At 59.3% G+C, this 14,482-nt stretch carries 11 protein-coding genes and 1 pseudogene; all 12 read left to right on the top strand.

What is annotated here, in order from left to right; genetic code table 11:
* The first annotated feature begins 44 nt into the window (after positions 1 to 44).
* The 12 genes and pseudogenes from AC07WS_RS00305 (at position 45) to AC07WS_RS00250 (ending at position 13,985) form a co-directional block, all read left to right on the top strand.
* Entirely contained in the window at positions 45 to 341 is a 297-nt protein-coding gene (locus AC07WS_RS00305; protein WP_494727177.1) for an SWIM zinc finger family protein, read from the top strand.
* Positions 326 to 589 (top strand): annotated as a pseudogene (locus AC07WS_RS00300) (helicase-related protein); the annotation flags it as partial. The gene AC07WS_RS00305 and the pseudogene AC07WS_RS00300, both read left to right, overlap by 16 nt.
* Positions 590 to 611: 22 nt before the next feature.
* Entirely contained in the window at positions 612 to 1,205 is a 594-nt protein-coding gene (gene aroQ / locus AC07WS_RS00295; protein WP_494727176.1) for a gamma subclass chorismate mutase AroQ, read from the top strand.
* 123 nt (positions 1,206 to 1,328) lie between these two features.
* Complete coding sequence (tssF, locus tag AC07WS_RS00290) at positions 1,329 to 3,167, top strand: type VI secretion system baseplate subunit TssF (protein ID WP_494727175.1); 1,839 nt, start codon at positions 1,329 to 1,331, stop codon at positions 3,165 to 3,167.
* Positions 3,131 to 4,087: a type VI secretion system baseplate subunit TssG gene (gene tssG, locus AC07WS_RS00285; protein ID WP_494727174.1), complete on the top strand. Its 957-nt coding sequence runs from the start codon at positions 3,131 to 3,133 to the stop codon at positions 4,085 to 4,087. Before tssF ends, tssG begins: the two co-directional genes overlap by 37 nt.
* A 9-nt stretch (positions 4,088 to 4,096) precedes the next feature.
* On the top strand, positions 4,097 to 6,739 hold the full coding sequence (locus AC07WS_RS00280) for a type VI secretion system Vgr family protein (protein WP_494727173.1): 2,643 nt from the start codon (positions 4,097 to 4,099) through the stop codon (positions 6,737 to 6,739).
* A 2-nt stretch (positions 6,740 to 6,741) separates the two neighbouring features.
* Positions 6,742 to 7,551: a DUF4123 domain-containing protein gene (locus AC07WS_RS00275; protein ID WP_494727172.1), complete on the top strand. Its 810-nt coding sequence runs from the start codon at positions 6,742 to 6,744 to the stop codon at positions 7,549 to 7,551.
* Positions 7,552 to 7,554: 3 nt separating this feature from the next.
* A complete protein-coding gene (locus AC07WS_RS00270; protein ID WP_494727171.1) occupies positions 7,555 to 8,157 on the top strand; it encodes a DUF3304 domain-containing protein in 603 nt (200 codons plus the stop codon).
* 142 nt (positions 8,158 to 8,299) lie between these two features.
* Positions 8,300 to 8,893 carry a DUF3304 domain-containing protein gene (locus AC07WS_RS00265; RefSeq protein ID WP_494727170.1) on the top strand — a complete coding sequence of 198 codons (594 nt, stop codon included), beginning with the start codon at positions 8,300 to 8,302 and terminating at the stop codon, positions 8,891 to 8,893.
* Positions 8,884 to 10,500: a T6SS phospholipase effector Tle1-like catalytic domain-containing protein gene (locus AC07WS_RS00260; RefSeq protein ID WP_494727169.1), complete on the top strand. Its 1,617-nt coding sequence runs from the start codon at positions 8,884 to 8,886 to the stop codon at positions 10,498 to 10,500. The genes AC07WS_RS00265 and AC07WS_RS00260 overlap by 10 nt, the downstream gene beginning before the upstream one ends.
* The gene (locus tag AC07WS_RS00255) at positions 10,497 to 10,769 is read left to right on the top strand and encodes a PAAR domain-containing protein (RefSeq protein WP_494727168.1); all 273 of its coding nucleotides are present in this window, start codon (positions 10,497 to 10,499) and stop codon (positions 10,767 to 10,769) included. The genes AC07WS_RS00260 and AC07WS_RS00255 overlap by 4 nt, the downstream gene beginning before the upstream one ends.
* Before the next feature lie 90 nt (positions 10,770 to 10,859).
* Positions 10,860 to 13,985 (top strand): DEAD/DEAH box helicase, encoded by a 3,126-nt coding sequence (locus tag AC07WS_RS00250; protein ID WP_494727167.1) that lies wholly within the window; start codon positions 10,860 to 10,862, stop codon positions 13,983 to 13,985.
* The last annotated feature ends 497 nt before the right edge of the window (positions 13,986 to 14,482 follow it).

The raw sequence follows: 14,482 nt of genomic DNA, 5'->3' as shown, positions 1-14,482 counted from the left end.
GGCGGATGGACGATAATGGCGCATTATCCGAACAATAGTGAGCCGTGCACTGCACACCCGACGACATCCGCAGCCGCTTCGACCACACCACCTACAACCGTGGCGCGGACTACCATCGCCGCGACATGGTGCTGGAAGCCCGCGTTGACGGGGGCACCATCCGTGGCAAGGTGCGCGGCAGTTCGGCTGGCCATTACCGGCAAGTGGTCAAACTCGTCACGGACGGCAGGCATGTCGACTTCCAGGGCGATTGCAGCTGCCCTGTGGAGTACAACTGCAAGCCGGCAATGGCCGCCTGCTGCTCCATCTGTGCAAGGGACGCATCGCGGCCGACACCGTGATCCATTACGATCCGTGGTGGAATCCGGTGGCGGAAAACCAGGCCACCGACCGCGCCTGGCGCATCGGCCAGGATAAGCCGGTGTTCGTCTACCGCCTGATCGCCAGGGGCACGCTGGAGGAGAAAATCCAGGAACTGCAACGTAGCAAGGCCCGCCTGGCCGACGCGGTGCTGGCCGGCGGCGAAATGCAGGGCCTGCAGATCACGGCGGAAGATTTGCTGGAAGTGTTGGCTGTCGCAGGAAACTGAAACCGGAGAGAAAATTTTGCACATGAATATCAAACATTGGTCCAGGCTCGCCGTCTTGCTGCTCCCCTTGCTTGCGGGCGGCGCCGCCGGCGCGCAGGACAGTCGCGACAACGCGGACGTGCGCGCCGGGCAGCTGGCGCCATCGAAGACACTGGCGCAACTGGAGCCGTTGCGGCTGGCCATCGATCAACGCCTGCTGCTGGCGCAAGCCGTGGCGCGCGCCAAGTGGAATGCGCGCGCGCCGGTCGAGGACGTGCCGCGCGAGGTGCTGGTCATCCGCGCGGCGGTGGAGCAGGGCGCCGCGCTGGGCTTGCCGGCGGCCTGGATCGACGCCGTGTTCCGCGCCCAGATCGAAGCATCCAAGACGGTGCAGAGGGAACTGTTCGCCCAATGGCGCGCACAACAGGTGGAACGCTTTGAAGACGCTCCCGACCTTGCGAAGACCGTACGTCCCGAGCTCGACCGGCTCACCACGCAGATCCTGCGTTCGATGCTGGACAACCGGGCCGTGCTGCAAGATTCGGAGCGGAAAGCCGACGTGGCGCGCATCCTTGGCGCGCTGAACGCAAGGGCGCTCAGTCCGGCAGCGGTGGCGCAGGCGCTGGCGCCGTTCTAAGCCTTGCTGCACCCGGCGTTGCCAGGTGCAAGCTACCAGGCGATTGTTGCATATCAAAAGCCCGGCATGCGGGCGTGACATCATCGGCAACCTGTGCGGTCAAAATCTGCGACGGATGCCACGATGGAAAAACTGCTGCCTTACTTCGAACGCGAACTGAGCATGCTGCGGCGCACCGGAGCCGAGTTTGCAAGTCGCTACCCCAAGCTGGCAGGCAGTTTGCAGATAAGCGGCGAGACCTGCGCCGATCCGCATGTCGAACGGCTGATCCAGGCCTCCGCCTTCCTCAACGCCCGCATCGCCAAGCTGCTGGACGACGGCTACGCCAACTTCACCGAAGCACTGCTGGGCATGCTGTATCCGCACTACCTGCGGCCGATCCCTTCCTGCTCGATCGCCCGCGTCGATTACGATGGCGCGGCGGCCAACGTCGTCACCAGCGTCACCGTCCTGCCGCGCGGCACGGCGCTGAAGTCGCTGGGACACGGCGCCGTCAGCTGCCGCTTTCGCAGCGTCTACGATGTGACGGTGGCGCCGGTGACCATCAGCGCCGCCTGGTTCGAGCCCTACATCCAGGCGCCGCCAACCCTGCCGCTGCCGGGCGAGGCAGGGTCCGCGCTCTGCATCACCATCGACAGCACGGCCACCGCGCGCGGCCTGGCGTCGCTGGACCTGCCGATCTTGCGCGTCTTCATCGACTGCGACGCGTCGCTGCGGGCCGCCTTGCGGGACATGCTCTTCATGCGCGCGGCCTGCGCCTGCGTGGAGGCGAACGGCCAGTGGCGCCTGCTGGACAGCATGCCGATCGCCCCGGCAGGCTTCGCCGCCGAGGACGCGCTGCTGCCCGCCGCCGCCTCGGAGCACAGCGCCTACCGGCTGCTGAGCGAGTACTTCGCCTTCCCGGAAAAATTCGACTTCTTCGACATCGACCTGTCCGCCTTGCTCGCCGCCAGCCCGGCCGACTGTTCGCGGCTGACGCTGCGCATCGCCCTGGCCGACGTGCGGCCCGACGCGCCGGCAGCGCGCATCCTGCGCACGCTGTCGGCGGAGCACCTGCTGCTCGGCTGCACGCCCGTGATCAACCTGTACCCGCAGCAGGCCACGCCGATCCGCGTCGACCACCGCCGCAGCAGCTATCCGCTGATGCCGGACGAAATGCCAGGCGGCGCGTGCGAAATCTACAGCATCGACACGGTGCAGCTGCTGCGCAAGGCGCCGCAGGGCAACTCGGTCACCGAATTCTTTCCCTACTATTCGCTGCGCCACGGCGAGCAGGACAGCCGCAAAGGCCACTACTGGCTCGCCCATCGCGACGAGGAGCTGGCCGACGCCGCAGCCGGCCACGAATACACGCTGGCGCTGCTGGACCGCGACTTCTCGCCGCTGACGCTGGACGAGGGCACGGCGTCGGTGCGCCTCACCTGCACCAACCGCAACCTGCCGCACGGCTTGCCATACGGCCGATCGGGCGGCGACCTCAGCACCGAAGCGGCCAGCGGCGGCTTCCCGATCCGCCTGCTGCGGCGGCCGACGCTGTCCTGGCGCCAGCCGGGCGGCGGCAACCGATGGGGACTGATCGCGCAGCTGGCCTTGAATCACCGCTCGCTGACGCAGGAAGGCTTGCCGGCGCTGACCGCGATGCTGCGCCTGTATGCCCAGCAGGACAGCGCCGTCTCGCAGCGGCAGATCGACGGCGTGATGGCGCTGTCGCAGCAGCCGGCCACCGCGTGGGTGCGGCAGGCGCGCGGCAAGGCCTATCTGCGCGGCGTGGAAGTGCGGGTGTCGCTGGACGAGGAGGCGTATGCCGGCACCGGCGTGCACGCCTTCGCGCAGGTGCTTGATCACCTGTTCGGCCTGCATGTGCATTTGAACAGTTTCACGCAACTGGTCGTGCTGTCCCACGGCAGTGGAAAGGAGTTGCTGCGATGCCTGCCTCGCAACGGCGCACTGACGCTGGCTTGATCGATGTGCTGCTGGCCGAGCCGCACGGCTTCGAGTTCTTCCAGGCCGTGCGCCTGATCGAGCAGGCGCGGCCGCCGCGCCGGCTGCGCTACCGCAATCGGCTGTCGCTGGCCTTCCCGCCGAACCAGATCGAGAACATCAGCGACGACGGCAACGACCTGATCCGCCTGACGCCTGCCTTCATGGGCCTGCTGGGCAGCCACGGCGCGCTGCCGCTGCACTACTCCGAGCGCATCAACCGCCATGAAAGGACCAGCAACGATGGTGGTCCGCGCGCGTTCCTGGACATGCTGTCGCACCGGCCGCTGTGCATGTTCTACCAGGCGTGGGCCAAGCACCGGCCGGAATGCATGACGGCGGCGGATGGCGGCGACGGTTTTCTCGCGATGCTGCTTGCACTGTCCGGTGCGCATGCCGACGGAGCCGTCGACCGCGAGACGCTGGCGCGCTATGCGATGCAGTTCCGCAGCCGCAGCGCATCGGCGCCGCTGATGGCGGGGATCTACTCGGAATACTTCAACGTTCGCTTCGTGGTGGAGCAGCTGGTGGGGCAGTGGCAAGTGCTGCCGGCCGCGGATCAGGCGCAGCTGGGCGTGGCGCATGTCGACCTGGGCGCGGGCGTGATGCTGGGGGAGCGCATCTACGGTTGCGATGCGCGGGTGCGCCTGCGCATCGGCCCGCTGGATCGGGCGCTGTATGAGGATTTCCTGCCCGGCCACAGCGCCGCGCGGCGGCTGGCGGCGATGCTGGGCCTGCACTGCGGCGTCGGCATGACATATGAAGTGCATCTGATCCAGCGGGCGGAGGATGTATCGGCGCTGAGCCTGGATGGCGGATGCAGGCTGGGCGTCAATGCCCGCCTGGTCGATGGGCCGTCGGGCCGGGACCGGGAAGAGTTGATGTATCTGCTGCATATCTGAGGAGCGATTGTGGAAAGCGATAACGACTTTTTCAGCTTCATGGGCCTGGCCAAGGAACTCGTGACCAGCAACCGGCCGTTGCGCCTGCGGCTGGATCTGCCGGGAGGCGTCAACGACGACATGCTGCTGCCGCAGCGGGTGTACGGCTCCGAAACGCTGTGTGGCGGCATCGAGTACCGCGTGCTGTGCGTATCGGTCAATGCGCAACTGCCGCTCAAGGAGATGATCGCCGTGCCGGCCGCGCTGGACTTCGTCACCGACCGTGGCGACCTGCGCAGCGTGTGCGGCATCGTCACCGAAGCCTGCTCGGGCGACAGCGACGGCGGCCTGGCTAGCTATCAGCTGGTGCTGCGCGACGCGCTGGCGTTACTGGAAAAGCGCAACAACACACGCGTGTTCCGCAACATGGATGAAGTGGAGATCGTGCAACGCATCCTGAACGAGTGGCGGCAGAACAGTCCCATCCTGGGCGTGTGCTTCAAGCACGAGCTGGATGAATTCTTCACCATCCGCGAGTATCCGCAGCGCGAATTCACGATGCAGCACAACGAATCGGACGCGGCCTTCATCCGGCGCCTGTTGAAGCGGCGCGGCATTGGCTGGTATGTGCGCGCCGTGGGCGGCGAATATCCGGTGCATACGTTGGTGCTGTTCAACAACGCCGACAGCCTGCGCCGGAACGCCGCCGGCACCATCCGCTACCACCGCGACGCCGCGACGGAGGAGCGGGACACGATCACCTCCTGGAGCGCGGTGCGCAGCCTGCAAGCGGGCAAGGTGACGCGGCATAGCTGGGACTATCGCAACCCGCTGGGGCGCGACTTCATGATGGCGGATGTGGGCAGCGGCGTGGATCAAGGCCTCCACGGCAACGAGCTGGCCGCCAGCCTGGATGACTATCAAATCCTGGCGCCCCATGCTGGCGCCGATAACGAGGACTTGTGCCGCCTCGGCAAGCTGCGCATGAGCCGGCACGATTACGAGTCGAAATGCTTCCATGGCGAAGGCAGCGTGCGCGACCTGTGCGCGGGGGAGTACTTCACGCTGGCCGAGCATCCCGAGGTGGACCGGCATCCGGCCGAGGAGCGGGATTTCATCGTCACGGCCTTGCAGGTGAATGCGCAGAACAACCTGCCCAAGGTGCTGGCTGCGCGCGTGGAGAGGCTGTTCGCCCGCAGCCGGTGGATGCAGGGCGGCCAGGAGCTGCAGATGCAAAGGGATGTGGCGGACCAGGTGGCGTCGGGGCCGCTGCGCATGCACATCCAGTTCACGGCCGTGCGACGCGGCGTGATCATCGTGCCGGACTACGATCCACGCACCGATCTGCCGCTGGCGCTGATGCAAAGCGCGATCGTTGTCGGCCCAAAAGGGGAGGAGGTGCATTGCGATCAAATGGGGCGAGTCAAAATCCGCTTTCCCGGCACGCGTGCGGCTGACCACGAGCAAGCCGCCGGCAACGGTACATCCGATTCCGACAGGGATTCGGCCTGGGTGCGCGTGGCGTCGAACTGGGCCGGCAACGGACCAGGCAGCCTGCAGCAATGCGGCACTGTCGCCTTGCCCCGCGTGGGGACGGAGGTGCTGATCAACTTCCTCGGCGGCGATCCGGACAAGCCGGTGATCGTCGGGCAGCTCTACAACCAGCAGGCGCAGCCGCCAGCGCTCAGCAATGTCGGCGACCTGCCGGGCAATCGCTACCTCTCCGGTATCAAGAGCCGCGAAATCAAAGGCACACGTGGCAATCAGCTGCGCTTGGATGACACAGAAGGCGAGATTAGCGCGCAGCTGTCTAGTGATCATGGCGCAAGTCAGCTGAATCTTGGTTGGCTATCGCAGCCAAGATCCCTTGGACGCGCGGACCAACGCGGATCTGGTGCTGAACTGCGCAGCGATATGAACGTGGCGGTACGGGGCATACAGGGCGTCCTCATCACCGCTGAACCGGGGGACGCGGCGAATGGCAAGCACCTTGAGCGGTCTGAACTCCTCAGCATTGCGGAGGGTTTGCAGAAGCTGGCCTCTCAGTTAAGCGAACAGGCGGAGCAGCGTGCCGGCGACACAGCGCAACGCAAAGACCTGTTAAACCTGATTGAAAAGTTGAAGAACCTCGAAAATGATGGAGCACCTATTGTTGCGCTTAGCGGCCCGGCGGGGCTGATCTGCGCCAGCAACCAAAATGTCGCAGTAGGTGCGGCTACTACGGTTGATATCGTCAGCGCTTCCGCCATGTCGCTGGCATCGGGCGAGACGGCATCAATACGCTCTGTACAGGCCATGAGCTTGTTCTCAAATGAAGGCGATATCAAGGTGACAGCGGCCAGTGGCAAGGTTGCCCTACAGGCTCAAGACGAGCAGTTGCAAGTGCTGGCCAAGAAAGTGGTAGAGATCATCAGCAATACCGATTGGATCACCATCAAGGCAAAGAAGGGCGTGCGCCTCAATGGCGGTGGCACAGAGCTGGAATTGAGCGCGGATGGAATCAAGGGCTACACCTCAGGCAAGCATGAGATGTACGCATCCGATCATCAAACGTTCCCTGGACAAAGCCGGAATATCTCATTTCTTGGAGATAAGGTGCCGCACAAGATTTGTGTTCCGTGCTTACTGATCGCGGCGGCCGCTCACAGCCCATTTGCCAAATCTGGAACTTAGTCATGACATCAACATATATTCTCATTGACACCACTTTGATTGGTTACCCAAAGGATAAACCGTGGACCAGGAAGCCTCGCAGGCTAAGCTGGCTCGCCTCGTTATACGAGCGAGAGGCGATAGTAGTCAGCCCAATTTTGATTGATATCGAACGCGCCAACATTTGCAATCGTCTTGATGCCGTGATGACGTTAGTTAATGCCCTGCGCCCGCAGTTGGGGATCTCGTTCATCGAGACGAAGCTCACATTGGCCGAGCTTCAGGAGCATCTGCGCCAGTTCATCAATGTCAAGACGGAAGACAACATGGAGCTGACGTTGCGATTTGCGGACTGTGCTGTGCTGGCGGCGCTATCTGTGTGTCTGACCGCCGAACAATGGTCATCGATCGTGGCGCCGTTTGAATCTTGGAAAATTCACGGCCGCGACGGGAAACTGAAATCGCTCCCGATCCTGAAAATGGATGCGCCATTGCCGGCTCCCATATTGCTGAATGATGGCCAAATCGCGTCCCTGAAAAGCGCCATGAGCGTGGATCAGTTGTTGGCGAATTTGAGCAAGATGCGACCAGATCCGTCCCACGATTACTCGACTTTAAAATCGTACGAATACGCTGAGCAGGCACGCCATGCATGGCTTTCCGCGGGACACAAAGAGGATACGGAGCTCTTGCTATTCGTTCGTGATGTATTTGATACCGGTGGAAAACTATTGCGCCACCTCAATTTGAATAAGGTACTTGAGCAAACTGATCCCGTCTTACGGCGCGAGAACCTGCAGCGTATGGCCGGTCTTTATCTAAGGAGAGGTTGAGAGATGAAAAAGTACGTACTTCGCTCCCTGCTTGTTTTAGCCACTAGCGTAACGCTTTACGCTGGATACGCCGCGTATCAATCTTCTTCTAGCGAAAATGAGGCTGTTCCGGCCGTTGTTGTTGGAGTTCAGCATCTCGGTCCTGACCACCTCATATCAGAATTTTATGTAAATAAATACGGTGGAACTGGCGTTGGACGAGAAGGGGGCGGAGGAGGAGAGGTTTGTTGCATTGCGATTCCCTCTCAATGGCGCCCAGGTCTTATCGTCGAAGTCAGATGGAAGGTGGAAGGCTGGCCACCGGAAAGTCGCAAAGAAGTCGAAGCTGGGAAATTTGAGAGCGTCACGACGACGGGTATGTATATCGCGAAAGTGCCGTTGGAGAAATACGAAAACGAAAGATCGGGTGATGTGTATGTTCATTTTTTTCCCAAAGGCAGGGTTCGTGTCGTATCCACACTGTATTCGGTTTTGAGTACAGCGCATCCGGTACGGTATGGTCCGGTCGAGGTGGACCCCAAGGCAACCGCCGGCTGGCCCATCAAGGAAATGTTTACTCAAGCGGAGTTAAATGAGGCGGATCAGAGGAGAAACAAATGGCAATGAACGAGCTAACGGAGAAGTTTGGTGTCACTCGAACGGCTCCCGTTCAAAACATCAGACGTTCAAGACCTGTTCGATATGTCGATGCTTTTGCTTCTACGGGAGGACTAACCTGGCTAGTTATCATTTAAGGGAAGATTGAGAGATGAAAAAGTACCTATTCCGCTCTCTGCTTGTCTTAGTAGCTGGCTCCGCGCTCTACTTTGGGTACTGCGCGTATCACTCTTCTCGCGAGGATGAATTTGTTGCTACCGATATTGTTGGAGTTCAACATCTCGGGCACGACTTCAGTATCACAGACTTTTATGTGAATAAATACAGTGGTTCCGGCATCGGACCGGAGGGGGGCGGTGGAGGGGCGGTCTGCTGCGTAATGATTCCCGTGCGGTGGCGACCAGGTCTTATTGTTGAAGTTAGGTGGGAAGTCGCCGATCGAACGCACGAAAATCGCAGAGAAATAGAGGCTGGAAACTTTGCAAGCATTACGACGAGGGGACCGTATATTGCAAGAGTTCCAGTAGAAAAATATGAAACCCCAGGTGCCCTTTATGTCCACTTTTTTCCGAGAGGTAGGGTTCGTGTCGTGTCCACGATGTATTCGGTTTTGAGTACTGTACATCCAGTTCGGTACGGCCCGATCGATAGTGATCCAATGGCAACGGCTGGTTGGCCGATCAAGGAACTTTTTACTCAGGAGGAATTAAATGAGGCAGACCGGAGGAGAAACAAATGGCAATGAACGAGGTAAAAGGTAAATTTGGCGTCACTCGAACTGCGCCTACCCAGAACATCAGGCCCTCAAAACCTGTTCGATATGTCGATGCTTCTGCTTGTGAGATGACTATGCAGATAGGAATTTTCTTTGACGGGACGGGCAACAATCTTGACATTGATAAGGGAAAGCAAGGGCATTCCAATGTGGCGCGCTTGTACGAATCATATATTGATAGCCCTGAGAAAGGCAGCTATAAGATATATATCCCTGGCCTGGGTACCCCTTTTCCCTTAATAGGAGAAGACACAGAGACCACTGCGGGCGGTGCATTCGGTAGTGGTGGTGACTCGCGCATTGTATTTGCTCTTCTGCGCGTCTTTGATGCTATTCACCAGACTCTTTTTCATGCCGAAATGTTTAGTAAAAAACTACGTCAGGCGCTATGTAGTTCTAGCCCGTCAAAGGTTGACAAAACACAACTTGAAAAAGTTGGACTAATTTCCAGCTTGGTCGATGGTGACGGAAGGAGTCGAAGCGGTCGGTACTTGGGGTTATGTATAAAAAGCATTCAAATGAAAATGGAAACCCAGCGGACTCCTAAGGTTTGTGAATGTCATATTGATATATTTGGTTTCTCTCGCGGCGCAACTGAAGCAAGAGTATTTTGCCACTGGTTGAGTGATTTACTGAGCAGTGCCAAGTTAGTAGGAATTCCGATTCGATTTCGATTTTTAGGTTTAATGGATACGGTTGCTTCGGTGGGCACATGGGAGGGAATCAAAAATGACCAGAAACGTGTCACTGGCGGACATTCCGACTGGGCACCTTCGGAGGCCTTACGGATTTTGCCAGTTGTTGAAAACTGCATTCATTTAATTGCAATGCATGAGTTGCGCAAAAATTTTCCATTGGACACGGTTCTGATTGATCATCATCTGCCTGCTAATTGCGTCGAGTATATTTACCCTGGTTCTCATAGCGACGTTGGCGGTGGTTATAAGCCTGGCGAACTAGGAGTGTCAGCCGTTGACTCACTTAAGCTGTCGCAGATTCCGCTAAATCATATGTTTGATTGTGCTGTTGCGGCTGGCGTTCCATTGTCAAAGGATTGGCCTAATGCCAAGAGTAAAGTTGCCTTCATGGTAAGTGATGAGTTATTGAGTGCCTTCAACCAATTCATTGACAGCTCAACCGAAGCGCCGAAATCATTAGGTGATTGGATGCTTCCTTATCTCGTGTGGCGTTGGCAAACAAGGTCGGTATACGACAAAACGGGACAGGCTATGAGAGCCAATCCCGAGGACCGAGGCTATTTATTGGCGGGAAACCAGCAGTTTTGCTGGCTCGACGAGCAAATGCAAATGTACAACTATTCCAAGACAGCTAAATGGAAGAAAAGACCTTATGATCGTGAAGGTACCCAGGTCGCATTGCCTCAACTTGAGCCAGAGGCTTTGGATTTACGTGCTCGTGTTGCTGCTCAATCTAAAATCTCTCCCTCGCTAGCGGCGTTCTTTGACAACTTTGTACATGACTCGCTTGCCGGCTTCCGCAAGAAGCTTATGGAGCCGACTGGGCATTGGCGCTATCGCCGCTTGTTCCGAGGTTCCGCAACTCCTTACATCGAATGAAAGACACACCTATGAAGAACAGTGAATGCCGCGGAGTAATTCGATTGGGCGACAAGACCACGCACGGCGGCACGGTCATCTCTGCCCAGTCGACCTTCAAGGTATTAGGGAAAGCCGTAGCGGTGGAAGGAGACCTAATCAGCTGCCCACAATGCAAAGGGACTTTTCCCATTCGACCCGAAAATAGTGAGCGGCGCCACCAGGGCCGAGCTGTTGCTTATAACGGTGATAAGGCCGCCTGCGGTGCTGGACTTATTTCGTCAATTTAGATTATTTGGCCGGGGCAGCCGTGAGCGACTCGAAGGGAACACGGGCCGCGAGTTACAATCCAATCCTCACCAAAATCGTGACACCCTTAGATGACAGACTCGCTCGCACAAAACGTACTCAGCTATTGGCACTGCGTTGAATTCTTCAACCACTACGATTTGGACGATCAAATCAAGACCGCCAGAGATGGCAAGCGTCGCGAGTTCTTCCTTTCTCTCCCACGATTGAACGAGGAAGAGTGGGCAAAGCACGAAGGCACGGTACGCTATCTTTACCTGCTCCCCTTCGACGTCAGCCAGATCACCGAAGTGGCGATCGCACATACCGGGGCGGCCTCCGCGCTCGCCAAGCCACGCGATGAGGAGTTTGCTCCGGAAGGCACGACCTGTTTCGCCAAACTGCGCCTGTCCGCCGAAGGCGTCCCCGACTTCAAGACTCTGAGCTTGTCCACGCTGCCGTGGGCCGGCGGCATGCTGTCGCAGGGCAGACTGGATGAATTGCATGCGACCGCTTTCGAAGAGAGCGTTGTCAACGTCAAGCTGAAAATCGAATCCGCATGGTCCTGTCGCACCGATGAGAAATGCACGCCGGAATTCCTGCGCGTGCTCGCGGAGGTGTTGGTGGACTGGGCCGGTTACCGCCCGCGCGGCAACGATATTGCCTGGGTTGACGTGCAAAAGGACGCGCCGAAATTCGTGGCGAAGCAGCCCGCCCAGCCTTCGATCGCGGAAGCCGAGAACCAGGATGACATTCCCGCCCCCGTCGACGAGCTCCCCATTCTGAACAGCTTTTTTTACCACGACCTGAAGCTGGCGGCCGCGGCCATGCGGCAGGCCACCATTGAACCTAACCCGTTGCGCGCCTATCTGTCGGCCGGCGGAATCGACAAGCTCGATCTAGAAACGCCGGCCGGCGAGCAAACCATACACGCGGCGCTCGATCCCGTTCAAACCAACGCCGGCCGTTGGCCTACGGAGCCTGTACTGCTGCAATCGCTGATGCAGCAGTTCGCGCTGAATAAGATGCGCGCCTTGCCGCCTGGTGGATTGATCTCCGTGAACGGCCCGCCAGGTACCGGAAAGACCACGCTGGTGAAGGATCTGATCGCCGACCTGATCATCCAGCGCGCTGACGTACTCGTGAAGTTGAACAAGGCCAAGGAAGGTTTCCCCACGCAGGTGACCATCGGTTTTGGCAACGACGCCGCGACAACGATTCCCGCCCTCGCTCCAGCGCTGACCGGCTTCGAGATCGTCGTCTCCTCGTCCAACAACGGCGCGGTGGAGAATCTGTCGCTGGAGTTGCCGCAGCTGGCGGACATCGCCGCCGACCACATCGAAACGCTGCGTCACTTCGCAGAGGTCGCGACGAAGTACGCCGGCGCGCAAGCGGGCAAGCCGTGGAAACGGCCGGACAAGCCGGTATGGGGGCTGATCTCGGCCGCACTCGGCAATTCAAAAAACCGCCGGCGATTTCAGCAGGTATTCGTCTACACGGCTGCGACGCCTTCGCAGCTCGCCGGTGATCGATTCCTGTCCGCGAACGATGTCGACCACGACGCCTGGGATGTCGAGGGCGCCATGACCTATTGGCGGTTTGTGCGGGCGCGCAGATCCTCTACACCCACGTTCGACAGCGCGAAGCTGCGCTTCCTGGAAGCGAGGAAAAGTTACGCCGGGTATCAAGTCAATCAGATCGCGCTGCGCAAAAAATGGCTGGCCTTTGTGGATGCCTGGACGGCGGCACGGCCGTCGTTGGAGCTGCATGTCGATCTGGAGCACGAGCTGCAACCGCTTGTGGACGAGCTCGACGCGTGCGTCCGTCGCGTCGACCGCCAGCTTGAGCAGTTGGAACTGACACTATGGCCGAGCAAGCTCCGTTGGTTGATGCGCTGGTTCAGCAAACGCAAATTCCTCGCGTGGCTCGAGGCCAAATCGAAGACCTTGAACGCCGCCAATTTGCGCGACGATCTGGAAATAGTGCGCAAGCTTCAGCAGAAAACCGGACAACTGCATTTGTGGGATGGGCAGACGCTGGACAGCCATCGCAATCAGGAGTCCGCGCTGTGGCATGGCAGCGAATACAACGAGCGCCGCAATGAATTGTTCGCGGCGGCGATGCAGCTGCACCAGGCGTTCGTCATGGAGGCGCCGGCCGAGGTGGGCAGAGCGATCAGCAACCTGTTCACCAAACGCGTGACGCAGGGATCGCCGCTGCCTGTGTGGCAATGGTTGTTCATGCTGGTGCCGGTGGTGTCCAGCACGTTCGCGTCGGTGCGCAATCAGTTCCGCGGCGTCGAGCCGGGCAGCTTCGGCTGGTTGATCATCGACGAAGCCGGTCAGGCCATCCCCCAAGCCGCCGTCGGCGCCTTGCTGCGTTCGCGCCGCGCGGTGGTGGTGGGCGATCCGCTGCAGATCGAACCGGTCGTTGGCATTCCCACCAGACTGGTTGAAAAGCTGGGTGAGGTCTGGCTTGGCGATCACGCGGGCGCCTATGCTGCGAATCGTCATTCCGTTCAGACCTTGGCCGACCGCGCTCACGAGTATGGCGTGCGCCATCCCCACCGCGAAGACGAATTTATCGGGATTCCGCTGGTGATGCATCGCCGCTGCGACAATCCCATGTTCGACATCGCCAACAAGATCGCCTATCGCGAGCGTATGCGCCATGCCAAGAACGATCCGGCGTTGGCGCATCCTGTTCTTGGGAAGAGCGATTGGTGGGATGTCAAAGGCCGCTGCACGGAGGGTAAGTACGTGCCTGAACAGGGCTTGTATTTGATGGAGCGATTGGTGGCCTTGTATGTCCATGAAGCCCAGGCCGGCCGCGCTGCGATGCCCAAGGTCTACGTGATCACGCCGTTCCGGGAGGTCAAGCGAGGACTGACGGAGCTGCTGCTGAAGAAGTCCGAATGGGCGCGGCGGCTGACCCCGCAAGGGTTGGCGGTCCCCGATAATCTCGAGGATCTGCGTGACTGCATTGGCACGGTCCATACCTTCCAGGGCAAGGAGGCGGACATCGTGTTCTTCGTGTTGGGTTGTGACGAGGAGCGGGGCGGCGCGATGAACTGGGCCGCGAGCAGCCCCAATCTGCTTAACGTCGCGGTCACCCGCGCCAAAAAGCACTGCTACATCATCGGCGACAAATCGCTGTGGGGAGGCTTGTCCAATTTTGAGACTGCGCTGAGTGAATACGCCAGGTTCAACGCAGGTTGACGGAGCCGGTGAGAATTGATTTCATGCGGCTAGTTGTCGCTGTGGGGGAAGCTGCTCAGAAATTCCTACGGTGCCGCCTTAACCGCGCAGCGATAGGGATGCAATGCCGACAGCTCTAGAAAGCGGTGGCCAGGCGATATCCCACGCAATGCGTTCCTGCTCCAGGCGTAGCGATTGTCCCCAGATATTGGCTTTAAGCGTGCGAAAGACTTCCTACTCCGCCGGGGCCAGCATGGATAGCTCGGCGGCGTCGTGCTGCGACGCTTCGGACGTGCAGGCGCACCTAGATCACCTCGACCAGCATCAGCTTTTTTTGCGAAGCAAAAGATATTTCCAGCTAAATGGAGGTCTAACTAATTTTGTCCTGCAAATTAGAACGTAGCTGATGTGGGGCAAGTTGATGCGATAGTGTCGCGCATCTAAGCGAGGCTTGCCTACGATGGCGCGGCTCAGCCCATATCCTGCTTTCGCGGTTTAAGGTTTATGTGAGGAGTAAC

The sequence above is a fragment of the Duganella sp. GW821-FHT01E12 genome, from assembly GCF_059422325.1.
This window is presented reverse-complemented; position numbering and strand designations above follow the sequence as displayed.